The 23888-nt window shown below is 58.8% G+C and carries 22 protein-coding genes; 9 read left to right on the top strand and 13 right to left on the bottom strand.

The genetic code is table 11. The features are described 5' to 3' along the window. Nucleotides 1-74 precede the first annotated feature (74 nt). Together CRP02_RS26360 and CRP02_RS26355 are read left to right on the top strand one after the other, a co-directional pair. A complete protein-coding gene (locus tag CRP02_RS26360) occupies nt 75-1115 on the top strand; it encodes an AraC family transcriptional regulator (RefSeq protein WP_097172711.1) in 1041 nt (346 codons plus the stop codon). A 379-nt stretch (nt 1116-1494) separates the two neighbouring features. Further along, nucleotides 1495-1740, top strand: a complete 246-nt coding sequence (locus CRP02_RS26355) for a LuxR C-terminal-related transcriptional regulator (RefSeq protein WP_003514469.1) — start codon at nt 1495-1497, stop codon at nt 1738-1740. A 221-nt stretch (nt 1741-1961) separates the two neighbouring features. Here CRP02_RS26355 and CRP02_RS26350 read toward each other — a convergent pair whose 3' ends face one another. From CRP02_RS26350 to CRP02_RS26315, 8 genes are all read right to left on the bottom strand, one after another. Next, nucleotides 1962-2951, bottom strand: coding sequence for an Ldh family oxidoreductase (locus tag CRP02_RS26350; RefSeq protein WP_097172710.1), 990 nt, complete (start codon nt 2949-2951; stop codon nt 1962-1964). A 145-nt stretch (nt 2952-3096) separates the two neighbouring features. Then, nucleotides 3097-4023: an energy transducer TonB gene (locus tag CRP02_RS26345; protein ID WP_097172709.1), complete on the bottom strand. Its 927-nt coding sequence runs from the start codon at nt 4021-4023 to the stop codon at nt 3097-3099. Then, on the bottom strand, nt 4020-4505 hold the full coding sequence (exbD, locus tag CRP02_RS26340; protein ID WP_097172708.1) for a TonB system transport protein ExbD: 486 nt from the start codon (nt 4503-4505) through the stop codon (nt 4020-4022). Before exbD ends, CRP02_RS26345 begins: the two co-directional genes overlap by 4 nt. 6 nt (nt 4506-4511) lie before the next feature. Next, the gene (gene exbB / locus CRP02_RS26335; protein WP_179784136.1) at nt 4512-5684 is read right to left on the bottom strand and encodes a tonB-system energizer ExbB; all 1173 of its coding nucleotides are present in this window, start codon (nt 5682-5684) and stop codon (nt 4512-4514) included. Between the two features lie 191 nt (nt 5685-5875). Continuing rightward, nucleotides 5876-6613: a histidine utilization repressor gene (gene hutC, locus CRP02_RS26330; RefSeq protein WP_097172706.1), complete on the bottom strand. Its 738-nt coding sequence runs from the start codon at nt 6611-6613 to the stop codon at nt 5876-5878. A gap of 35 nt (nt 6614-6648) precedes the next feature. Next, entirely contained in the window at nt 6649-7434 is a 786-nt protein-coding gene (locus CRP02_RS26325) for an ABC transporter ATP-binding protein (protein WP_097101117.1), read from the bottom strand. Beyond that, entirely contained in the window at nt 7434-8207 is a 774-nt protein-coding gene (locus CRP02_RS26320; RefSeq protein WP_003514452.1) for an ABC transporter permease, read from the bottom strand. Before CRP02_RS26320 ends, CRP02_RS26325 begins: the two co-directional genes overlap by 1 nt. A gap of 141 nt (nt 8208-8348) precedes the next feature. Continuing rightward, a complete protein-coding gene (locus CRP02_RS26315; RefSeq protein ID WP_097172705.1) occupies nt 8349-9290 on the bottom strand; it encodes an ABC transporter substrate-binding protein in 942 nt (313 codons plus the stop codon). A 205-nt stretch (nt 9291-9495) separates the two neighbouring features. Here CRP02_RS26315 and CRP02_RS26310 point away from each other — a divergent pair, with 205 nt between their 5' ends. Further along, nucleotides 9496-10206: a YoaK family protein gene (locus CRP02_RS26310; RefSeq protein WP_097172704.1), complete on the top strand. Its 711-nt coding sequence runs from the start codon at nt 9496-9498 to the stop codon at nt 10204-10206. 12 nt (nt 10207-10218) lie between these two features. Here the strand turns inward: CRP02_RS26310 and CRP02_RS26305 are convergent, their stop codons facing one another. Further along, nucleotides 10219-10737, bottom strand: coding sequence for a hypothetical protein (locus CRP02_RS26305; protein ID WP_097172703.1), 519 nt, complete (start codon nt 10735-10737; stop codon nt 10219-10221). A gap of 77 nt (nt 10738-10814) precedes the next feature. Here CRP02_RS26305 and CRP02_RS26300 point away from each other — a divergent pair, with 77 nt between their 5' ends. Beyond that, the gene (locus CRP02_RS26300) at nt 10815-11453 is read left to right on the top strand and encodes a trimeric intracellular cation channel family protein (RefSeq protein ID WP_097172702.1); all 639 of its coding nucleotides are present in this window, start codon (nt 10815-10817) and stop codon (nt 11451-11453) included. A 72-nt stretch (nt 11454-11525) separates the two neighbouring features. Here the strand turns inward: CRP02_RS26300 and irrA are convergent, their stop codons facing one another. Together irrA and CRP02_RS28020 are read right to left on the bottom strand one after the other, a co-directional pair. Continuing rightward, the gene (gene irrA / locus CRP02_RS26295; protein WP_097101112.1) at nt 11526-11945 is read right to left on the bottom strand and encodes an iron response transcriptional regulator IrrA; all 420 of its coding nucleotides are present in this window, start codon (nt 11943-11945) and stop codon (nt 11526-11528) included. Next, complete coding sequence (locus tag CRP02_RS28020; protein WP_003514443.1) at nt 11935-12066, bottom strand: hypothetical protein; 132 nt, start codon at nt 12064-12066, stop codon at nt 11935-11937. The genes irrA and CRP02_RS28020 overlap by 11 nt, the downstream gene beginning before the upstream one ends. Nucleotides 12067-12261: 195 nt before the next feature. Between CRP02_RS28020 and fabA the strand changes: the two genes are divergently transcribed. The 5 genes from fabA to CRP02_RS26265 all read left to right on the top strand — a co-directional run bounded on the left by fabA (nt 12262) and on the right by CRP02_RS26265 (nt 16264). Beyond that, the gene (gene fabA / locus CRP02_RS26285) at nt 12262-12777 is read left to right on the top strand and encodes a 3-hydroxyacyl-[acyl-carrier-protein] dehydratase FabA (protein WP_003514441.1); all 516 of its coding nucleotides are present in this window, start codon (nt 12262-12264) and stop codon (nt 12775-12777) included. Between the two features lie 75 nt (nt 12778-12852). Further along, nucleotides 12853-14076 (top strand): beta-ketoacyl-ACP synthase I, encoded by a 1224-nt coding sequence (fabB, locus tag CRP02_RS26280; RefSeq protein WP_003514438.1) that lies wholly within the window; start codon nt 12853-12855, stop codon nt 14074-14076. A gap of 5 nt (nt 14077-14081) precedes the next feature. Further along, nucleotides 14082-14888 (top strand): enoyl-ACP reductase FabI, encoded by an 807-nt coding sequence (gene fabI, locus CRP02_RS26275; RefSeq protein ID WP_003514436.1) that lies wholly within the window; start codon nt 14082-14084, stop codon nt 14886-14888. Nucleotides 14889-15077: 189 nt separating this feature from the next. Then, nucleotides 15078-15674 (top strand): TadE/TadG family type IV pilus assembly protein, encoded by a 597-nt coding sequence (locus CRP02_RS26270; RefSeq protein ID WP_097172701.1) that lies wholly within the window; start codon nt 15078-15080, stop codon nt 15672-15674. Continuing rightward, nucleotides 15671-16264: a TadE/TadG family type IV pilus assembly protein gene (locus CRP02_RS26265; protein ID WP_097172700.1), complete on the top strand. Its 594-nt coding sequence runs from the start codon at nt 15671-15673 to the stop codon at nt 16262-16264. The genes CRP02_RS26270 and CRP02_RS26265 overlap by 4 nt, the downstream gene beginning before the upstream one ends. Nucleotides 16265-16283: 19 nt before the next feature. On the opposite strand, the gene CRP02_RS26260 is transcribed toward CRP02_RS26265, so the two are convergent. Both CRP02_RS26260 and CRP02_RS26255 read right to left on the bottom strand, forming a co-directional pair. After that, nucleotides 16284-18050 (bottom strand): sulfite reductase subunit alpha, encoded by a 1767-nt coding sequence (locus CRP02_RS26260; RefSeq protein ID WP_097172699.1) that lies wholly within the window; start codon nt 18048-18050, stop codon nt 16284-16286. Then, nucleotides 18047-23551 (bottom strand): glutamate synthase-related protein, encoded by a 5505-nt coding sequence (locus tag CRP02_RS26255; RefSeq protein WP_097172698.1) that lies wholly within the window; start codon nt 23549-23551, stop codon nt 18047-18049. The genes CRP02_RS26260 and CRP02_RS26255 overlap by 4 nt, the downstream gene beginning before the upstream one ends. Nucleotides 23552-23888 lie beyond the last annotated feature (337 nt).

Raw genomic sequence — 23888 nt, 5'->3', positions numbered from 1 at the left:
AACTGCTCGACAAATGGCTTCCCAACGCTTACCATCAGGCGACAATTTCCAAACATGGTACGCCAAGGCGAGGGATGCCTGAAAAGAGGGTCAGCGACGAGATAACAGTGGTGGCCGGTCTGGCCGCCGGCGTAGCCAATTATGCACGGTCGCGGGGCATCGACATCGCCCCCATCTGCAAGGCTCTCGATATCGATCCCGCCACTTTCGGCAGCGTGACGGAGCGCATCAGCCTCGACAGATTTTGCCGCTTGCTCGAGACATGTGCGTTGATTTCCGGCGACGACGCCTTTGGTCTGCAATGCGCGTCCACCTTTCCCGCCGGCGCATCCGGCGCATTCGGATATGGCCTGATCAGCGCGCCGACAGTGCGGGCTTTCCTGCGTTTTCTTCAGGATCACGTTTATTACGCGACCAATAACAGCAATTTCACCATGGTCACGGATGCCGCGCACGTAACCCTGTCGTGGTCCTTTGCGCCTGTCATCGCCAAACGCGATCAATATGTGGATTTGTCGCTGACAGCTCTTATCCAGCGCCTTCGCGATATTCTGGGGGAGCGCGTCAACCTGGTCGAGATCGGTCTGGAACGGCCGAAACCGGTTAATATTCAGCTATTTAAAGAAAGAATGACCAAGCGTGTCAGCTTTTCGCAACCCATCCACACCATGCGCCTTCCCACATCGCTTCTGGACGTGGTCAACCCAAATGCAGATGAGCGGCTGTTCGAGCTGATGAATTTGCAATGCCGGATGCTGCGGCCGCAGACATCGGCAGACGCCACGCATTTCATCGATCAGGTGAAGCGTTACATGCAGGTGCGGCTGTCGGATGCCGAGCTTTCGCTGAGCGAGATCGCCCCCTATTTCAACCTGTCGGAACGCAGTTTTCAAAGACGGCTTGCCGAGCTTGGGACCAATCTCAACGAGATAAAGGACGCCATTCGCAAGAATGCCGGCTTCAAGCTCCTCGTGGAAAGCGATCTTCCGGTTTCCGATATCAGCTACAGGCTCGGCTATTCGACGCCGGGTGCGTTTTCGCGTTCCGTTTCCCGCTGGTTCGGGGCAACGCCAACGGATATTCGCAAGAAACACGCGCATCATTCCGCCGTATAGGGCGTATTCCCAGCATCAATATTCCACATATCCAAAATAAAATTGGGAAATATGTCGGCGTTGATAGGATTATGTATCGAAACATAACAATAAGAACGCAAAACTTGGCGTGAGATGTTATTCTCCTGAGATGGCAGACCGCCTAATAGAACGCCGCAATATGCCTTCGGGCATGACGGAAAATATTCCAAAGCTTTGAATTTTACATTGTTCTGGACAAGAACCGATTTCAGGTTTTTGCGAAGGACGGTGCAGTCATTCTTTCATCGCCAAGGATCCATGTCGGGACCGGCTGGCTGCGAGATCAGCCGCTTATTGCTTGGTTCCTGAGGCCACATCCGGCTTTGGGAAGGTCAATCTCTTTTGAGGCTGAAAGACTATGTCGTCAAAAACGCAGCATGAACGTCACCAGGCGCGTGAAATCGTCCTTTCGGATCGTGAGCGGCAATATCTGGGGCTCGTTGCGCGGGGCCGACATCCTTCTCACATTGCCTTGATAACGGGAGCGGACGAAGCGGATGTTAAAGATACTCTGGAACGGGTCCGCCTAAGGCTGGGTGCGGCCAATCTACTGAATGCCGTCAGCATTGCCCTGCTGCGCGGACTGATTGAACAGGATATTTAGAGCTTCCCTCTTGCTTAAAAAAGCTTACGCGAAATCGTCCCCTTCCCGTAAGCCAAAACCGGATGTGTTGCTTTCTGCGCCAAAAACCCACCATTTCGATGGCGGGACGGCGGACCAAAAGGCGGGTCGGAAATGATTTCCGGCCTATCGGCGCAAATGCGAGGCAGCCATACACGGTTTACCCGGCGGACTTTCCGGTCCGCCGGGTTTTCATTTTCAGTTCATAGCGACTGGATTTCGGCAAGAATATCGCTTTCGACGATGATACCGCTTTCCAGCGCCTGCCTTCGAATGCCCTGGCTTCGCCGACCGGGCAAACGCACGTTTTCCTGCTTCTCTATCTCTCCGGCGATAAGCGCCAGTCGCCCGGTAAAGGCCGCACCGCCCGACGATACGGGGTCTATGGCGATGATCGTGTGGCCGAGAGAAGGTGGCGCACCCTTGTCGTCCAGAAGGGAAGAGGCCTCGAACGCGAAGTTTCCACCGGTGAGCGCAGCGGCCATGATCTCCACCATCAGCGCCAGGGCAGCCCCCTTGGCCTCGCCCGCAGGCACCATCGTTCCGGCTATGGCTTCTTCGGGATCAGTCGTGGGTCGGCCATTCGTATCAAGCGCCCAGTCGCCCGGAATGGTTTCGCCCTTCTGGCGGGCCGCCATGATCTTTCCGCGCGCAACCTTGGAAAGCGCCAGATCGATCACCAGCGGATCTGCCTCGCCAACAGGGCTGGCGAATGCAATCGGATTGGTGCCATAGAGCGGTTTGGTGCCACCCCAAGGCGCCATGGATGCCGGAGCATTGGCGAACATCAGCGCCACGAGGCCCATTTCCGCGAAACGCTCGACTGTAAGCGCCATGACGCCCGCATGATGGGAGCGATGGATCGCGGCGAGCGCGATGCCCTGCTGCCGGGCCATGTCCGGCAACTCGTCTACGGCGCAGTCGATCGCGGGATAGGCGTAACCGTTGTTAGCGTCGATTGAAAGCACACCCGGTTTGACACGACTTGCCACCGGCCGCGCATTGCCATCGACCTTGCCAACCCGCGCCTGACGGACATAAACGGGGATACGCCGAAAACCGTGGCCGCCCTGGCCTGCAGCCTCGGATGCCACGAGCGCCTTCGCCACGGAGCGGGCGTTTTGCGGCAGAACGCCGTTGCGCTCAAAGATAGAGGATACGAGATCCTCCGCCTCTGCGATTGAGAATTTCATTCCGGAATGCCTCTGCGTGTTAAGTCGACAAGACCTACACCATCGAAAACATTCGCGAAATGCAATTCAGGCCTAAATCGGTATCGCATGAAATATCGAGTGAGCACATATTTTCACTTCGAAAATCCGCGCCGCTGGTATGGCTCTAACGGATACTGATCGGCAAAGTGATCGTCTTATTTATCTCCGGAGGAGGAGGCGGGACCGGTGAGGCACTCTGTACCCAGGCTGCGATCTGCTGGTCGACAGAGGAATCACCCGTAGACTGCACAATACTCACCCCACTAACGACACCTGCATCGTTGACCCGGAAGCGCACAGTCGCCGTCATATCACCACCACGAAGAGAGCGGGGTTTACGACGTTTGATATGTGCATGAACTTTAGCGCCCCATTTTGCGGGCGAAACGGACGCCGAAGAGAAGAAACCGGCATTGTTGCGCGATGCCGCCGTCCGGTCGGATTGCTGTGTCTCGGCCTTGGCCGTTTCGCGCAGTTCCGATGCCTGTTGCGGTTTGGGGCGCTGGGGCTCGACCTTCTTCTTGTCGTCCGGTTCTTTCTTTTCCACCTTCTTTTCGACCGGCGGCGGCGGTGGCCGGATGACGGGCAAGGGAACCTCGACATTTTCGAGTTCCGCCATCATCTGTTCCTGCACGGGATCGATCGGCTCCACCGGTTCAGGGATTTCCTGCGGTTCGACGATCTCCTCGACCGGAGGCTCCGGCGGCTGCACGGGTTCCGGCGGCGGCGTTTCCACAACCGGCTCAGGCGGCGGCGGCTCCTCCGGGGTGACTTCCTCCACCGGCTGGCTGTTGTCGCTCTTTACCTCTTCGGCATCTTCAACGTCCTGCGCAGGCGTCGTTTCCTCGGTGTTCACGGCTTCCGGTATGGCCGCCATTTCGATCATGATCGCGGCGGGCGGCGGCCCGCCGGCATCCAGTTCCTCTGGTTCCTGCATCAGGTAATAGGCAAAACCCGCATGAACGCCCAGCATGAGCATTGCTGCGGCGGACCACAACGCCGCTTCCCCGAGGCGGGAATGTCGGGACTGCGGGTAGCCGTTTTCAGTCATGGCGCGGTTCCTGGCACAGCAGGCGCGGTGGGCGGAACAGCACCGGCTGGCTGCGTTGCCGCAGGGGCATTTTCCAGCCCTACCAGAGCGATCTTCAGATATCCGGCATCGCGAAGCAGGTTCATGATTTCCATGAAGTGGCCATAGTCGACGGCCTTGTCGGCGCGCAGGAAAATTCGCGTATCCTTCTTGCCGCCCGTCTGCCGGTCGATCGCCGCTGCCAGGGCTTCGCGGGCAACCGCATCATTGCCGAGATTGAGCGACAGATCGTCCTTGACGGTCAGATAAAGCGGCTCTTCCGGGCGCTCCGCCGGCTTGGCGGTGGATGCGGGCAGATCGACATTCACATCCACGGTCGCCAGCGGTGCGGCCACCATGAAGATGATGAGCAGAACCAGCATCACGTCGATGAAAGGCGTGACGTTGATTTCGTGGTTTTCGGAGAGATCGTCTCCGCTATTTTCGCGAATACCGCCAGCCATGACCGATCACCGCCCAACCAGCGACACTGCGGGCTTGCTGCTGCCCGGCGGAATGCGGCGGAAATCGAGGTCGCGGCTGACGAGGCGTTCCACGCCGGCTGCCGCATCCGCCAGCAAATGCCGGTATCCCGTGATCGAGCGGGCGAAGACGTTGTAGATCACCACCGCTGGAATAGCAGCGACAAGGCCGATTGCCGTGGCAAGCAGCGCCTCGGCAATGCCGGGTGCCACGACGGCAAGATTGGTGGTCTGCGATTCCGAGATGCTGATGAAGGAATTCATGATGCCCCAGACGGTACCGAACAGACCGACAAATGGAGCGGTGGAGCCGATGGTCGCCAAGGCGCCCGTTCCGCGCGACATGCGGCGACCGGCATGGGTTTCAATGCGCGACAGGGCCGAGGATACACGCTCCTTGATCCCGCCGCCGTCGGTGTGTTCGACCACCGCGTCGGAAAGCTGCATTTCGTGAGTTGCCATGCGCAACATGAGCGCTGCCGGCCCGCCCTTCTTTTCGACGGCCTCAGTCGCCTCGTTCAGGGTTTTCGCCCGGCGGATGACCTTGAGCGTCGCACCGGCACGCACGCGCGCTCCGGCAAGTTCGATAGACTTCGCAACCCAGACCGTCCAGGTGACGAGCGATGCGAAAGCGAGACCGATCATCACGCCCTTCACGACCCAGTCCGCCGCCATGAACATGCCCCAGGGAGACAGGTTGTGCGGAATGTCCGCACGATGTGCGGCACTTGCGGGTTCGGCGACTACCGGTTCAACCGGGGTGAAGACCTCGTTCGGCGCTGTCGTACCGTTCGTCGGAGCGGGTTGCTCCGTCTGTGTCGGCTGCGGTGCAACACCTTCGGCTGCCGGCGTGGGATTGCTTGCGGCGGGCGCAGGCTGGGCGGGCGCGGGCTGTGTGGGCGCGGCAACGGAAGGCGGCACTGGCTGGACTGCCGGAGCGCTCGGCGCCTCAGCCGGCGACTGGGCGGGCTGCACCGTTTCCGTTGCCGGTGCAGGTGCAGGTGCAGGTGCGGGTTGGATCGGGGTCTCGGATGCCGACTGAGCAAAAACCGCTCCGGCACTCAAGCCGGCCAGCAAGGTGACCGTCATGGCAAGTGAGATATGCCGTGTTTTGTTTGCCTTGGTTAAGGACGCGGAAGAAGTTGAGGTCTCAGCTGACATAATTTTTATCCCGGATTTCCGTCGATGAACTCATCCGCAGATCGGCCGGTCCTGAAACCGGGGCCATGAACGGACGCCGTCGTGAAAGCTTGACGTTCCGATAATAAACCTGAGTTCTTTTGACAACTATTATATTGCCAAAAGAGGAACCGTAAACTCTTCTTTACAAAAAATTGACCGACCTGCGGTCTTCAGGTGTTTTGCGAGGGCGAAAACTGCGCCACCAGCGCGTGTCGGTCGCCGGGATAGGTGACCCGGACACTGGTGACATAATCCGCTCCGTGCCAGGTGCGGCGGTGGATGACGAGGCACGCCGCACCGGAAGCAATGCCGAGCGCGGTCGCATTTTTGCGATCAGCGGAAACTGCGCTGATGCGATGTTCCGCAGCACTCCAGGGAACCATTTTCAGCAGCCAAGTGCCCGGCCCAACTTGTGAAAAATCCGCCAGTTCCGCCTCCGGCACGGCCGTGACATTGATAACGCGTTCTTCAAGGCAAAAGGGAACGCCGCCGGCAAAATGCGTGCAGGTAAGCTCAAGAACCTGGGCATCGGCAGCAAGCGCCATGGCTGCGCTGTCTTTTTCACCTGCAGGGCGCAGCCGTCGCCTGTCTAGACGGTATCCATAAACAAGACCGAGCGCCTGCACCTCCCTTTCGATATCGTGGATTTCCAGCACGGCCGATTGCGCATGGGGCTGGCGAACGAAGGTGCCGAGACGCCGGCGGCGCTCGATAAGCCCGCGCTGCACCAGTTCACCGAGCGCCTTGTTCACCGTCATGCGCGAGCAGGCATATTGCCGGGTCATCTCGTGTTCGTAGGGAATACGGTACCCCGGCGGCCACTCGCCCGACATGATGTGGCGCTCGACATCGTTGCGGATGCGCTCGTGCAGTGATTTTTCCTGAAGATCGGCGCCTGTACCCCTCATACCGATGCTTCCTTCCTCCCGGTTCTATGGATCAACTATCCATGAGCAGCGGCGGCAATCGCCTCGCTGCGAATTTCCTCCGTCAACCTGGCGCGTAGCTGCGAAAACTCCGGGCTGGCCTTGACGGTGTAGTGACGCGGATGGGGCAGGTCGACCGGCATGATCGACTTGATGCGCCCCGGCCGTGCTGACATCGTCACGACCCGCGACGCCATGAACACCGCCTCCTCGATGTCATGCGTCACAAAAATGACGGTCTTCTGCTCGCGCTCCCATATGCCGAGCAGCAATTCCTGCATCAGCCCGCGTGTCTGGTTGTCGAGTGCGCCGAAAGGCTCGTCGAGCAGCAGGATTTTCGGGCCGTTTGCCAGAGCGCGCGCGATGGCTGTTCTCTGCTGCATGCCGCCTGACAGCTGTTTCGGCCAATGGTTCTCGAAGCCGCGCAGGCCGACCTTGTCGATATAGCTGTCGACGATCTCCCATTTTTCCTTCTCGGCGACACCACGTTCGCGCAGGCCGAAGGCGACGTTTTCCCGAATCGTCAGCCACGGAAACAGCGTGTAGGACTGGAACACCATGCCGCGATCCGCCCCCGGCCCTGTCACTGCCCGGCCGGACAAAAGGACTTCACCCGTCGTTGGACGGTCAAGACCGGCGATGATGCGCAGCAAAGTCGACTTTCCGCATCCGGACGGGCCGAGAATGGTGACGAAATCGTTGCGGGAGATTTCCAGATCCGTGGGCTGCAAGGCCAGCGTTGGCTGGCCGCCCTGAACGCCGGGGAAAGTGCGGCTGACGCCCTTGATAACGAGTTCGCTCATCAGGCAAGCCTCCAGGCGAAAAGCTTCCGGTTCAGCGATTTGAACGCGAAGTCAGAAATAAGTCCGATGACACCGATGACGATGATGCCGAAGATGATCTGCCCGGTCGCCATCAGCGCCTGGCTGTTGATGATCATATAGCCGATGCCCGACGACGCGCCGATCAACTCCGCAACAATGACATAGGTCCAGGCCCAGCCGAGGACGAGACGAAGAATTTCGGCAATATCGGGCGCATTGGCGGGAATGAGAACGCGGCGGACCACGCCCCGGTCTTTTGCCCCAAGTGTATAGGCAGCCTCCACCAGATCACGTCTTGTGCCGGCAACCGCCACGGCCACCATGAGAATGATCTGGAAAACCGCGCCGATGAAGATCACCAGCAGTTTCTGCATCTCGCCGATGCCGGCCCAGAGAATAAGCAGCGGCACGAAGGCGGAAGCAGGAAGATAGCGCGCGAAGGAGACGAACGGCTCAAGCAGCGCCTCGACCGGCTTGTAAGCGCCCATGGCTATGCCGACCGGTACGGCAACGAGCGATGCCAGCACGAAACCGCCGACAACACGCCAGATCGTCATGCCGATATCGCTGGCGAATCCCTGATCGGTCAGCAGATAGATGCCGTCCTTCAGCATGGTGATCGGGTCGGCCAGAAAGGTCGGCGATACGAAACCGCCGAGCGTGGCAAAGCCCCAGGCGGAGAAAAAAAGCACGAAGAACAGAATGCCGAGAAAAATCCGCGTGCTGTTCTTTATGGGTTGAAGAGGTTGCATTCTGTCGCCTGTCCGGAAAACGGGCGCGGCACTCTATCGCCGCGCCATCTAAGCGCTGTGCGTCGTCCATGACGCACAGGCGCTGCAAGGCTTCTCACTGGCTGCAATAATCCTCGAAGGAAAAGCAGCGGGTTGCTTCTGTTACTTGATGAAGGACGTGTCCGCGAGTGTCGAAAGATCGGGCTTCGATTTTATCACGCCGATTTCCAGAAGCAGATCAGCCGATTTTTCGGAGAATGTCTTGAATTCACCGTCGAAGAACTTCTGGTTGGCGGCCTTGTCCTGCCATTCCAGGAATTTCGCCGAAGCTGCGAATGCCTCGCCGGTCTGTTTTACGTCCGCTCCCATGGTCTCATAGGATTTTGCAGGGTCGGTCTTGATGAGCTCGAGCGCCTGGAAATAGCTGTCCGCAAGGGCTTTTGCCGCCTGCGGATTGGCCTTCAAGAAATCCGGCGTGCAGCCGAACGTATCCATGACGGCGGGATAATCCAGCGTCGTCGCAAGGATTTTCCCCTTGTCCGGTGCGGCGCGCACTGTGGACAGATAAGGCTCATAGGTCATGGCAGCTTCATTCTGGCCGGCGACGAAAGCCTGTGCGGCCGGTCCCGGCTCAAGGTTGACGACCTTCACGTCCTTCAGGGTCAGGCCGTTTTCCTTCAGTATCCAGGCAAGGAAGAAATAGGGGGATGTGCCCGGTGCAGAAGCGGCAACCGTCTTGCCTTTGAGGTCCGCGACCTTTGCAACATCGCTGCGCACCGCAATGCCGTCGGCTCCGTGCGACTTGTCCATCTGGAAAATCTGGGTGGACTTCACGCCGTTGGCATTCCAGGCAATCCATGTTTCGACCGTGGTGGCGGCGCACTGGATGTCACCGGAAGCAAGCGCCAGATGCCGGCTTGCCTGCGGAATCTTCTTGATATCGACCTTGAGGCCATTCTTTTCGAAAATGCCGGCCTGCTTGGCAAGCGTCAGTGGCGCAAAGCCGGTCCAGCCGGACATGCCTATCGTAACCGATGTTTCGGCATAGGCGGAAGCAGATGAAACAAGCGTCGCGATTGCGGCGATAACCCATGTTTTTTTCATGATCGGAACCCCTTTTGATTTATTTTTGTGCGATATTTTTTTCGCTTTATTTGAGGCATGCTAGGCAGGGATTTTACATTTGTCTAGACAAAATAGAGGCACTCAAACGCTTCCAGAAAGATTGCAAACAAGCCGCCCGGCATTCTAGACATAGGATAACACAGCCCGGCGCATCGGCCCGCTGTTTTCCATATCGAGCTTTTCCATGACCAGACAGAGACGCCGTAACATCATCAGGGCAAGGCGCACCGGCACCGGTATTGCGCTCGTCGCCGCCATTTCATTCATCGCCGGAATGACAGATGCGGTGGGTCTTCATCTTTCCGGCGATTTCGTTTCCTTCATGACCGGCAATACCACCCGCGCGGCCATCTCGGTCGAAGCTGGCGTTTATTCCCATGCGGCGAAATTGCTCTTCGCGATCGTCGCTTTCGTGACGGGCAATGCCGGCGGTATCGTGGTCGCACATAAATTCGACCGGAGCATCTTTGCCGTTCTCGTGGCCGTGGGATCGCTGGTGGCGATTGCCGCATTGCTGCGCGGCGATGCTTCCGCCCTGGCGCAGTTTTATCTTGTCGTTTTCGCCATGGGCATGGTCAACGCTGCCGTCGAGCATATTGAGGGGCTGCCGATCGGTCTTACCTATGTGACAGGCGCCCTTTCCCGTTTTGGCCGTGGCATCGGTCGCTATCTTCTGGGGGAGCGAAGCCTCGATTGGGGCATCCAGATCGTGCCCTGGCTCGGTATGATCAGCGGCGCAATCTGCGGGGCAGTGTTGGGCGCCACGCTACAGTACGATGCCCTGTGGGTGGTTGCGGCAACCGTTTTTGCGGTCGCCATCGCGACACTCGTCATTCCACGTTCGCTTCGCCACCGCTATAATCAAAGGGTCCGGATCAGGCGCGTCGCGCCCTGACGTAAAGCGTCGTCACTTGCGTGATATGGTGACGAATTTCGTGCCACGCACCCGCACGGTCATCAGGCAGGTTTCCTTGTCGGTTCGATCGCAATAACGCGGGTGCATCTTCAGTATGAAGACCATGTTGCCGAAACGCTTGATGAAATCGTAGCCGTAAATCCGAGCCGTCGCGATCATCAGATATCCGCCCTCTTTCACCTGGACGTAAAAATTGTAAGGGCAGCCTTCCTCATCGCAGCTGCGGCCTTTTTCGCCATCGCAGTCCAGCACGCCGTGATTGACGACGGCATCCATCAGGCCATCATTGTTGATATCCAGTCTGGTGATGAAATCATCGCCGAAGCCAGCCGTCTTGCACTCCTTGCGGAAATGATCCTTTTCATAGATCTCGGGATCGTTCACCAGCTGCTGCTGTGCCGCCAGCGCGACCGGAAACATCAAGAGGACCAGCGCCTGAAGAGCGGCAACGATAGCGATTCGCACGGCATTTTCCTTTGCATCCGTTTCGTTTATGGATGTTGCGATCATCCGGGCGGCCAGCCTAGAGTTCCGTGCTTGCGCGACACTGACGCAAACGCATCCAAATTTCCGGGGGGACCTTTTCCATGACACTGCTGGGTTTTCTCGATTATGCCGGCGTTGCCGTGTTTGCCGCAACCGGCGCATTGGCCGCCTCACGCAAGCAGCTTGACCTGATCGGCTTCCTGTTTTTCGCAGCCGCGACCGGGATCGGCGGCGGCACGGTGCGCGATCTCGTGCTCGGCAGGGCGCCCGTGTTCTGGGTGGTGAACCCGACCTATATTCTGGTCTGCGTCTCGGTTGCGGTTCTGCTTTTCTTCACCGCCTACCTGTTCGAATCCCGGTATCGGGTGCTCATCTGGCTCGATGCCGTCGGCCTGTCAGCCTATTGCGTCATGGGCGCCGCCAAGGGTCTGGCTGCAAGCGGCTCCGCAACCGTGGCCATCGTGACAGGCGTTCTGACAGCGACGTTCGGCGGCGTATTGCGCGATGTTCTTGCGGGAGAACCCTCCGTGCTGCTGCGCCCGGAAATCTACATCACCTGCGCGCTTTTGGGGGCCTCCATCTTCACCGGCGCCTATTTCCTCGGCGCGCCGCTTTATGTCGCGTCGGGCATCGGCGTATTGACGGCTTTCGGAGTCCGGTCCGGAGCGTTGATCTTCGGATGGACCTTTCCGCCCTACAAGGGCAAGCCCGGCAGACGGCCCGAAGATATATTGAAGTGAGGCGGCGAAGGCTGCCTGAAACAAAAATGGCGCCCTTAGGCGCCATGTTGCTTGGTTTATCAAACCGAAGCCTCAGCTTCGCTTGCGACGCAGGCGAATGACCACGTCCACATGGGCGATTTCCATGCCTTCGGGCGCCTCTGGCAGATTGTCGATCTGGAGATTGTTGACGGGGATGTCGAGAACCTCGTTCTCTCCTTCCACGAAGAAGTGATGGTGGTCGGACACGTTGGTGTCGAAATAGGTGCGGGCACCCTCGACAGCCAGAACGCGGATGAGACCGGCTTCGGTAAACTGATGCAGGGTATTGTAGACCGTGGCGAGAGAAACGGGCACGCCGGCGGTGATCGCCTCGTCATGCAGTTCCTCCACCGTCAGGTGGCGGTCGCCCTTTGCAAAGAGAAGATCGCCCAAAGCCACGCGCTGGCGCGTGGGGCGCAGCCCCGAGCGCCGCAGCCTCGTTCCAATATCCAATGTGGCGTCAAATGCCATGCAATCCCATTCCAAACACAGGGGTGAAACCCATCAATTGCAATAGCATATATCTTTTGCGGTGAATGCTTTCAATAGTTTCAGCGTCGCCGAGTGTCGCAAATGGCTGCAAACCGGCCATTCTTGCAAATTTCCTCTGGTTCCTGCCGGATGGTTCCTGTATGCGGACGGCATATTGAGGTAATGACTTCTGTGAAGAAGGTTCGAAGACAAAGAATGGGGGCATAATGGCCTCTGCCCTTGCAGCGCTTCATTTTGAACCTAACTTGCTCTAGTGAAGTCGATAAACACCAGTGATTGAGGAAGTGAAAGCGGTATGGCAACGAGGCAATCAAGTTACAATTACGAGGAGATCCTTTCCTGCGGACGCGGCGAATTGTTCGGTCCGGGAAATGCCCAGCTTCCGTTGCCTCCCATGCTCATGGTTCACCGCATCACCGAAATTTCCGAAACCGGCGGCGCGTTCGACAAGGGTTTCATCCGCGCTGAATACGATGTCAGCCCAGACGACTGGTATTTCCCCTGCCATTTCCAGGGCAACCCCATCATGCCGGGCTGCCTCGGCCTTGACGGCATGTGGCAGCTGACTGGCTTCTTCCTCGGCTGGCTGGGCGAAGAAGGCCGCGGCATGGCGCTCTCCACCGGCGAAGTCAAGTTCAAGGGCATGGTTCGCCCGGAGACGAAGCTTCTCCAGTACGGCATAGACTTCAAGCGCGTGATGCGCGGACGTCTCGTTCTGGGTACCGCAGACGGATGGTTGAAGGCAGACGGCGAAACCATTTATCAAGCGACGGACCTTCGTGTGGGGCTGTCGAAGGAAAAGACCGCCTGAAGCGGACGGAATAGTCCTGGCAAACGCCGGGCGGCTTCGGCCGTCCAGCCGAAATCTTAAGAAAAGGTCCATTTCATGAGACGAGTTGTTGTCACCGGCCTCGGCATTGTTTCTTCCATCGGTGGTGATGCCGCCGAAGTCACCGCATCCCTGCGCGACGCCAAATCCGGCATTTCATTTTCACCCGATTTTGCCGAACACGGTTTCAAGTGCCAGGTATGGGGCAAGCCGTCTCTCGATCCGACCGAGCTGGTCGACCGTCGCGCCATGCGCTTCCTTTCGCAGGGCGGCGCATGGAACCACGTTGCCATGAAGCAGGCGATTGCCGATTCCGGTCTCGAGGAAAGCGACATCAGCGGCAACGAGCGCACCGGCATCATCATGGGTTCGGGCGGTCCTTCCACCCGCACCATCGTCGAAGCCGCCGATATCACGCTGAAGAATAACAGCCCGAAGCGTATTGGCCCGTTTGCCGTGCCGAAGGCCATGTCCTCGACCGCATCGGCCACACTTGCGACCTGGTTCAAGATCCACGGCGTCAACTATTCGATTTCTTCGGCCTGCTCCACATCGGCGCATTGCATCGGCAACGCCGCCGAGATGATCCAGTGGGGCAAGCAGGACGTGATGTTCGCTGGCGGCCATGAAGACCTCGATTGGTCCATGTCCAACCTCTTCGACGCCATGGGCGCGATGTCGTCCAAATATAACGAGACGCCGAACCTCGCTTCCCGCGCCTATGACGTCAACCGCGACGGTTTCGTGATCGCCGGCGGTGCTGGCGTACTGGTTCTTGAAGAGCTGGAACATGCAAAGGCGCGCGGCGCCAAGATTTACGCCGAGATCGTCGGTTATGGCGCAACCTCGGATGGTTACGACATGGTGGCTCCTTCCGGCGAGGGCGCGATCCGCTGCATGCGTCAGGCCCTTTCCACCGTCAAGGGCGATATCGACTACATCAATACTCACGGCACCTCGACGCCGGTCGGCGACAGCAAGGAAATCGGCGCGATCCGGGAAGTCTTCGGCGACAAGATCCCGCATATCCAGTCGACCAAGTCCCTCACCGGCCACTCGCTGGGCGCAGCAGGCGTTCAGGAATCGATCTACGGCCTGTTGATGATGCAGGAACGCTTCATCGGCGAGAGCGCGCATATTTCCGAACTCGATCCGGAATTTGCGGGCGTCCCGATTGTTCGCAGCCGCATCGACAATGCCAAGATCGACACGATCCTTTCCAATTCCTTCGGCTTCGGCGGCACCAACGCCACGCTGGTCTTCCAGCGTCATAATGGATAATTGCCATGAACGGCATCATGCAGGGTAAACGCGGCCTCATCATGGGCGTCGCAAACAATCACTCCATCGCCTGGGGTATCTCCAAGGCGCTTGCGGCGCAGGGCGCAGAGCTCGCCTTCACCTATCAGGGTGAGGCGCTCGGCAAGCGGGTAAAGCCGCTCGCCGCCGAACTCGGATCCGACTTCATCGTGCCTTGCGATGTCGAGGATATCGCCTCGGTCGACGCGCTTTTTGCGGCAATCCGCGAAAAATGGGGTACGCTGGATTTCGTCGTGCACGCGATCGGCTTTTCCGACAAGAACGAGCTGAAGGGTCTTTACGCGGATACAACCCGCGAGAATTTCAGCCGCACTATGGTTATCTCCTGTTTCTCGTTCACGGAAATCGCCAAGCGTGCCGCCGAACTGATGACGAATGGCGGATCCATGCTGACGCTGACCTATAACGGTTCTCAGCGGGTCATCCCCAACTACAACGTTATGGGCGTTGCCAAGGCCGCTCTCGAAGCGTCCGTGCGTTATCTCGCTGCCGACTATGGCCCGCGCGATATTCGCGTCAACGCGATCTCGGCCGGCCCGGTCCGCACACTGGCGGGCGCCGGCATTTCCGATGCGCGCGCAATTTATGCGTGGAACCAGAAAAACGCACCGCTGCGGCGGACAGCGGATATCGACGATATCGGCGGATCGGCTCTTTATCTGCTGTCCAACATGTCGCGCGGCGTTACCGGCGAGTGCCACTACGTGGATTGCGGCTACAATATCACCTCCACACCCACCCTTGAGGTTCTCTCAAAAGCGGATGCGGAATAAGCTATCGTTTTTCCAGTATGTAAGAGCCCGGCGATATGCCGGGCTTTTTGCGTTTATAGCCTGTGCCATTTTTGCGAACTGATAAAGTATAACTCGTCGGGGTAACTGAATTTAAACACCGGCTGGTTATGGTCCGCAACAAATTCAACGGTTGCGCTTGCCGCATATTCTAAAGATCGACACCGACATATGCGACTGGCCAAATTGAAGCCATTGCTGGAAAAATTCGGGCTCTCGCGTGACGGGACAGCAGCCATCGAATTCGCGATCCTGGCGCTTCCCTATTTCCTCGTCGTCTTTGCGATCATCGAAACTTTCATCGCCTTGATGGCGGAGCAAGTGGTCGTCAATGCTACCGACACGATGGCGAGGCGTCTGCGCACCGGGCAGATCAGCAGTTCGATTTCCAAAGAGGATTTTCGCAAGAGTTTCTGCAACGAAGTTTCGGTGATTATCGCCTGCTCGGCTGATGAGATCAAAAAAGAACAGAAGCTTTATATAGACCTTCGCTCCTTCACCGCCTTCAAGGATATTCCAACTACGATACCCTTGAAAGCTAACGGCGAATATTACGATCTCGACACGGCGCAATTCGGCTTCAAGCCGGGTGGGCCGGACACGATCAATATGCTGCGCGTCTATTATCGCTGGCGCGTCGTCGCAGATATCATCCGACCATATCTTACCAAAATACGCCCGGCCGACGGGTCGATGCCCTCGCATTTCCTCATTGTCGCGACCGATGCTTTCATGAATGAGAAATACACCACGAGCGGGGGCTCATGATGGCAGGGCTTGTTTCCACCATCACGAACGGCAGACTTCGTTTCATCGCGCTCGTTGAACGCTTCGCACGGGATCGCCGTGGCGTGGGTGCGGTAGAATTTGCAATCGTCTTCCCGATACTGCTTGCGCTTTATCTGACGTCCTTCGAACTCACCATCGGCTACAATACCTACAAGCGGGCGAGCAGCGCTTCCGCAACGATCAACGACCTGATCTCGAAAACAAATTCCGTCGACAAGGCTTATCTGACAAGCATGCAGGACGTAACGGCTGCCGTCTTTGCGCCTTACAGCACCAAGGGTCTGCAGCTGAAGATCAGCGGCATCAAGATCGACAAGCAGAAACAGGCGACTATCGCCTGGTCCTGGAACGAGAAAAACGCGCGGCCCTATGTGCTGGGATCGCCAGTCTCCGTTCCCACACGTTTGCTTGTAGCGGACAGTTTCCTCATCCACGTCGAGCTTTCCGTGCCGCATGAATTGTTGATGTTCATGCCAGATATTTCTTCGTCCGGCGTAAGATCGATCACGATCGCACGCGATTATTTCTTCAAGCAGCGCGACGCTGAGATAACCTGCTCCAATTGCTGATGCGCCTCAGCGCTTTGCTCTAATAAACATCGCGCAGATACCGTTTTTCGCGCTTCAGCCGGTTTACATAGTCGCTTGCCGCTTCCGCAGAGATGCCCGCCTCGTGAATAACGATCTGGTGCAGAGCATCGTCAACATCCTTCGCCATGCGGGTCGCGTCGCCGCAAACATAGAAATGGCCGCCCTCTTCGAGCCATTGATAGAGTGCCTTGCCGTTTTGGCGCATGCGGGTCTGAACATAGATCTTTTCGGCCTGATCCCGCGAGAAAGCGAGATCGAGACGGGTCAGCACGCCATCGCGACTCATCTTTCCAAGTTCATCTTCGTAGATGAAATCCGACTGCCGGTGCTGATCGCCGAAAAACAGCCAGTTCCTGCCCTTTGCGCCCCGCGCCTGCCGTTCCTGCAAAAATGCCCGGAATGGCGCAATGCCCGTGCCCGGTCCCACCATGATAACGGGTGCGTCATTGTCCTGAGGCACGCGAAACGCCTTGTTCGGAGAGACGAAAATCCCGGCATTCTGCCCCGCCTCTACCCGGTCCGCGAGATAGGTGGAGCACACGCCGCCACGCTCGCGACCTTCGGCGCGATAACGCACGCTGGCGACTGTCAGATGCACACTCTTGTGCGCGGCCAGAGGGCTGGAAGAGATCGAATAGGCGCGGTGCTGTAACGGCTTCAGGAAAGTCACGAATTCAGCAAGGTCGAATACGGGTTTTTCACCGAGACTAAGCAGGTCGAGAATATCCTTGCTCCAGAGAAAGGCGGCAAGCTGTTCCCTGTCTCCATTCGCAAGGATGTGGCTGAGTTCATCGTGCCCTGCGCGCTTGCCGATCTCGGCGACCAATTCACGCGACGGTGTCGATATCTCGAACATATTGAGAAGCGCATCGCCGACCGGACGGTCGAGTCCGGCGACTTCGCCATCCGCGCTCACTCCGAAGCGTTCGAGCAGCGCGCCTACCAGTTTCGGGTCGTTTAGGGGAACGACGCCCAGAGCATCCCCCGCCTCGTAGTCGAGACCACTTTCGCCAAGATCAAATTCGTAGTGGCGAATTTCCTTGGACGAAGCAGGCCCGGAAAGAAGGCGATTGACGCTCACCTGCGCGGCATAGGGGTTCTTGCGGCTCCAGCCCTGTTTTGCCCGCGCGGGCGCCTCGGCGATCGCCGGCACAACCGCCACCTTATTGCCACCATCGATAGCGAGCGCGAGTGGCAGGGTCTCGCCGATCCAGTTGGCGGCGACATCTTCGAAATCGATATCGCAATCGATACGCGTCTTCATGCGTTTGCCGCCAAGCTGCTCGAAGCGGGTATCGATGAGCTTGCCCGCCTGGCAGAAGCCATCGTAACCGGTGTCGCCAAGCGCAAGCACGGCAAAGTTCATCTCATCCAGCCGGGGTGCGGCCTCCGTGGAAAGTGCCTCCCAAAAAAGCTGGGCATTGTCAGGCATTTCACCTTCGCCGTAGGTGGAGGTGACGACAATGACGCGCTTCATGGCGCCCAGATTATCCATGGACACATCATCCAAGGCCGTCACCACAGGCTGCATGCCCTGGGCACGGGCGGCGTCGGCTATATCCATCGCCAGCGCCTCGGCATTGCCGGTCTGGGTGCCGAAGAGAATGTTCAGCACGCTGGCCGCCGCCTTGGGAACGGCAGCGGCAACCGATGTGTCCATACCCATTGCTGCGCGGGAATGAAGCCCGGCCAGGAAGCCGGACAGCCAGGCGCGCTGGTCGCCATTGAACGGGGCATCTTGAGGAATGTAAGGTATCTTCATCATGCTGCCCTGTTCTGGCTGGATGCGGTGGCAAGGTCGGGAATGGCACGCGCCGCGAAAAGCTCCTCAAAGCCCGGCAAACGACCGATCTTCTCGATGTTTTTGCGGTTCTGCTGAATGATCCAGCCATAGGTGCCGGGGCTATCCACCGACCAGATGTTGCGGCGCGCAAGCGCCTGCTTGTAATCGTCGAGCCGCTTGGCGGCGATCATCACCGCAAGCTGCTCGTCCTCATGATCGGAAAGCGCCTCGCGCGCATATTTCAGCAGCCGCTGCATCAGCGCATAGTCCTCCGTGAGGACGAGATTGCGCACGGCTTTTTCGATGGCGGGATCGGAAGGACCGGATGCCATCGGCAACCGTTGGAGAGCAATGGCCTGCGCCATGCTCAACACCGTGTAGTTGTTGATGAGCGCATACATGTCTTCCGTATCCGTCTCACCATAGCCAGGGACGGTTCCATTCAACACGGCCTTGCGGTCGCGATAGGCGAGCTTGAACTTCCGCACCTGATGCGCCGCGAGCGCGGATGCCAGTTCCTCCAGCAGTTCCTTGCGGGGCTTGGCTTTCAGAATTTCGTCGCTGTCCTGATAAAGCAGCAGGGCGCGCGGCATGCCATAGACGAAATTGTGCTGTTCGCTTTCCCAGTTTTCCAGAATCCATGCGGCCTTGGCCGACCCTGTTTCGTCGACATGCCAGGTCAAAAGCTGGTGAACGGCCTGATTGTGGATAGATGCCTGTTCGTCCTCGCCGGTTATGGAGCCGAGCAGGATGGAATCATGGCTCACCTTCTTCGGCAGATCGCCGTAAGGGTCATATTGATAGACGAAGCCGCCGCTCATGCCGTTGCCAAAACCCTTGCCGAAACTGCCGAGGTTAAGCACAGCGCCATTGGTCATGTATTCGCAGGCGAAGTCGCCCACACCTTCGACAACGGCTGTCGCACCCGAATTGCGCACCGCGAAACGGTCGCCCGCCTGCCCTTCCACGAAAGTGCGACCGCCGGTGGCGCCGAACAATGCAAAATTGCCGACCAGCACATTGCCATCAGCATCTTGCGAACCGCCACCGGGGGAGCGCACTACGATGGTGCCGCCGCAGGCGCTTTTGCCGACACCATCATTGCAGGTACCGGTATGGACCATGACCATGCCGTCATTGCAGAAAGCGCCGAAGGACTGCCCGGCCGACCCTGATGTGTCGATGCGCACCGAACCCGCCTCCAGAAAACGGCGGCCACGGCTATCCCGCTTCACAGCCGGAAGCGCATCCGCCTCTTCGTCGGAAAGTTCGTGGTTCAGCATGCGCTCGATATCGACGGCGAGCTGGCCGCCAACACTCTTGTTGCAATTGTTGAGGAAGCGGTTGCCGCCAAGCTCGATGTTTTCCCGTCTGCTGTCGATCAGAGCCGAGCGCACGAGTTCGATGAAGGCATCGTCCAGCGCGAAGTCCTTTTCCATATAGACCGGGCTGTCGATCTTCACTTCCTCCACCACCGAAAGCATCGCGCGCAGGTCAAGCTGGCCGACGCTCGCCGGATGATCGAGGAGGTGAAGAAGATCGGAGCGGCCCCGAGCTTCGCGCAGCGAGCGCAACCCGAGTGCGGCCAATATCTCGCGGGTTTCATGGGCGATGTTCATGAGATATTGCGCCAGCGCGCGTGGATCGCCGTTGAAGGCTTCCTGATTGGTGGTGAGGCCGGCGGGGCACTTGATGTTGCAGTTCTTCGCCATGACGCATTTCAGCATCATCAGCGCCGTGGTGCCGAACTCGAAGCTGTCGCCGCCAAGAAGGGCCGATTTCACCACGTCGCTCGCCGTCTGGTGCGCGCCGGAGCAGCGCAGCAGCACCTTGGCACGAAGGCCCGTGGCGCAAAGCGCCTGATGCACCTCGGCGATGCCGATTTCCGCCGCGCGGCCGGTATATTTGAGGCTGGTGACGGCGGCCGCACCTGTGCCGCCGGTATTGCCGGCAACATTGATGACATCCGCACCCGCTTTCGCAACACCGACTGCAATCGTGCCGATGCCTTCCGACGAGACGAGCTTGACGATGACGCGCACGCGCGCCGCCTTGGCGTCGTGGATAAGCTGGGCCAGATCCTCAATCGAATAGGTATCATGGTGCGGCGGCGGCGAAACCAGCTCGACGCCTGGGGTGCCGCCACGGGCCGCGGCTATTTCCACCGTTACCTTGGGGGACGGCAATTGCCCGCCCTCGCCGGGCTTTGCACCCTGGCCTATCTTGATCTCTATTTCCTCCAGCATCGGGTCGGCAAGATAACCCGCCCAGACACCAAAACGGCCAGAGGCGAACTGCTTGATGCGCGAGGCGCGGATGGTGCCGTAACGGGAAATATGCTCGCCGCCCTCCCCCGAATTCGACATGCCGCCGACCATATTGGTGCCATGCGCCACCGCCTCATGGGCGGCTGCGACCAGCGCGCCATGGCTCATCGCACCCGAAGCGAGGGTCTTGGTGATTTCACTCGCCTTTTGCACGGCGTCGAGCGCAATGCTGTCAGGTGCGGTGCGGATCAGCGACAGATAGGTGAATGCTTCACCCTTCGCCTGAACCAGAAGCGCGCCGCCCTCCAGCCAATGGCCGGCAATATCCTCACCGAAACGGTCGAGCAGCGACTGACCGAGTGCGGCAAGCCGGGCAAGCTCATGACCGTGCGGGCCGGTCAATTGCAGCCGGAACGCGCCTTCGCCCGCACTTTCGCAGAGCAATCCGCGCACCATGAAGCTGTTGTTGCCACGTCTGGAAAAGCGCCCCATCTCGCGGCGGAATTCTTCGGCCGAACCGGCAAAGGTCACATCGGCCGGCAATTCCAGAACATCACGAAGGGCTGCCGGACGGCGGGCCCTTTCTTCGGCCATCATGCGTGCGAAGGCGCGGTAACCGGGCGTTACCTCGAAAGCGTCGATTGCTTCGGGCGTCAGCCGGTCGAAGCTGTTGTGATAATAGGCCGCATCGTTGAGGCCGAAAGCATCCTCCAGCCGGTTGAGCGGCAGGAGACGCAGCGCCTCTTCGTTGTCGGTTCCCTTGTCGAAACCGATCTTTTCCTCGGTCATATCAACGAAACCGCGAACCGCCGTCGTACCATAGGAATGGCCCGCACCTTCGGCGCGCTCCTTGAAGAGACCGAGCAGCGGAATGTCGTTTTCACCCTTTACCGACAGCGCCTTTCGATGCCAGTCCACTACTGCCTGCGCGATGACAGCGAAGGTAACGCCACCGACCGGGGTCTTAACATTGGGGAAATAACGCTTCAGCACAGGATCGTTGGTGTCGAGGAAGTTCGGTTCGAAGAATTCGCCGCCAATATAGCTTTCCGCCGTGCACAGCCCGACCTTGCCCATGGTCTTCATCAGCGACTTTTCAGCCGCCTTGGCAAAACGCTTGAAGGCCTTGTCAGCATCGGCGCCGAATTTCTCTTCCGCACGGAACTGCACGCCGAGTGGGTAGACAGCCGAAGCCCCGAAGCCAAGGCCCGCCGCGATGTGATGCGAGGAAGAAAATTGCCCACTTTCAACGATCAGGGACACGCGCAGCCGCAGACCCTCCTCGATCAGCCGCTGGTTGATGGCGGAGACGACCATGATCATCGGCAAGGCCGCACGACCTGCCGAAACATGCCGGTCAGTGACGACGGCAATACCGCCCTCCCCAGCCGCGAAAGCCACAACCTCACCGCAGAGGCCATCTATAGCCTGACGCAAGGCCGCTTCGTTGGCACTCGCAGCATCAAAGATCGGCGTATAGAGCATTTCGAAACGACGAACTGGCGTCTCCGACTGCTCGCGAATGCGCAGCATGTCGAGATGGGTCAGGATCGGGGAGCGCACGACAATCTGCCGGGCCACTTTCGCACCGCTATTCGGCTTTGCGCCGAGCGCCACGCGCAGCGTCATGCCATCGGCCTCACGGATGCTGTCGAGCGGGGGGTTGGTGACCTGCGCAAAGCGTTGCGAGAAATATTTGGCAACCCCGCCTTCCTGATCGGAGAGCGCGTTGATGGCATTGCCATAACCCATGGCCGAGATTTTTTCAGCACCCGACGCCAGCATCGGATCCATCAGGAACTTGAAGCTCTCCTGATTGTGCGAATAGGCGACATAACGCTGATGCCGTTCCAGATCGCCATTGTATCGAAGCGGCGATCCCTGCTTTTCGGCGGGCACCTCCGGCAAATCCGCAAGCATGACGCGCGCTTCGGACAATAGTGACGGGTAGTCCCGCCGCGCCGCCAGAAGCTCCAGCGCTTCGACGGTGGAAAAGGCGCGTCGTTCGGCGTGGTCGTAATAAAGCATGCCGCCGGCCTCGATGCGGCCGCGACGAATGACGCTTTCGGCCGGAAAGGCGATCTGCCCCGCCTCCGACATGACGCAGAGATAATCGTCTGTCTCGACGGTCCGCAGCGGACGCAGGCCGAGGCGATCGAGCCGTGCGCCGATGATGGTGCCGTCGCCGAAAATCAGCGCGGCCGGGCCGTCGTTCTTCTCTTCGTAGAGCGAGAAATATTCCAGCATCGCCTTGACGCCGGGCGACAGCGTGTCGTCGCTTTCCCAGGCGGGCGGCATCATCGAGACGACGCCGGTGACGAGGTCGAGACCATCCTCCATCACCCGCGCCTGCAATGTCTGGTCCAGACGGCAGCTGTCAGACTGGCCCTTCGGCCGGATGATGCTGGCATTTTTCGCCAACGCCACGGCTGCTTCCGACAGCCGGTTCTTCTTGTCGGTGTTGAGTTCGCCATTATGCGCCATCAGCCGGAAGGGCTGCGCCATGGAGGGATGCGGATCGGTATTGGTGGAAAACCGCGTATGGAAATACATCGTATGCACTTCATGGCGCGGATCGGTCAGGTCGCAGAAATAGGGCATGACCTCATGCGAGTTCAGACGCCCTTTCAGAACCTGCGTGCGCGCGCTGAGCGACAGCGGATAAAAACCGGCAAGTTCCGGCGCGGTGTAGGCAAGCGCCTCGATAGCGAGCAGCGCCTTGTGGATACGCCAGTCAAACTCGGCAAGGGTTGCGCATTCCGCTGGCGCCGAAAAGACCCATTGCCGGATCGGCAATTGATAGGAAATGGCGGCCGCGCGGATGGCCACGTCATTCACCGGTACATCGCGGACGAGCAGGATCGAGAAGCCCTGTTCCTCCAGAGCACTGCCGATGATGCCGATCGCCTGGTCATGAAATGCAGGGTTCTGCGGCAGGAAAAAATTGCCGACGCCGAACCGGCCGGCTTGCAAGGAATCGTTGTTCGTCAGCTTCCGGAAAAATGAGAGTGAAAGATCGAGCGACACGCCAGCACCATCGCCCACGCCTTCCGCCGACATGCCGCCGCGATGCGGCACGGCACAGAGCGCCTCGTGACCGCGCTTCAGCACATCATGCGTCTGCACGCCGTCCTTGCGGGTGATGAAACCGACGCCACAGCTGCTTTTCTCAAAAGCCGCATCGTAAAGGCCGAATTTTTGCTCCGTCACGCTCAAGGTTCTCTCCTCTCGTTGCGCATTCCGCGCGGCATCGCCCTTTTCCCGAAACCCGGCGCGTCAGCCGGCACTCTGCGGGCGGAGCCGCAGGCGACCTGGCTGCTCCTCTTCTTTTCTGCTTATCGGCGTTTAATGGCGCGAACGGTCGTTTTGCGGCCGCCAAACGGCGTGGCGGCATTGGCCGCTTTCTCGCAAATAATGATCGTCATCGTTCGCATTGCGTTCCCTGATGGCCGGCATTTCCGGCAGTGAGACACATTGAATTACGTCAGTATTGCTTACATAATATTTCATGATGGACCGAGTCAAGATTAAAATCGGCCCCACGCAATAAAAA

This window comes from Rhizobium sp. AN5 (assembly GCF_900215255.1).
In the GTDB taxonomy this organism is placed as follows: domain Bacteria; phylum Pseudomonadota; class Alphaproteobacteria; order Rhizobiales; family Rhizobiaceae; genus Agrobacterium; species Agrobacterium tumefaciens.
The sequence above is the reverse complement of the archived record's forward strand: the minus strand, read 5'-3'. Positions and strand labels throughout refer to the sequence as shown.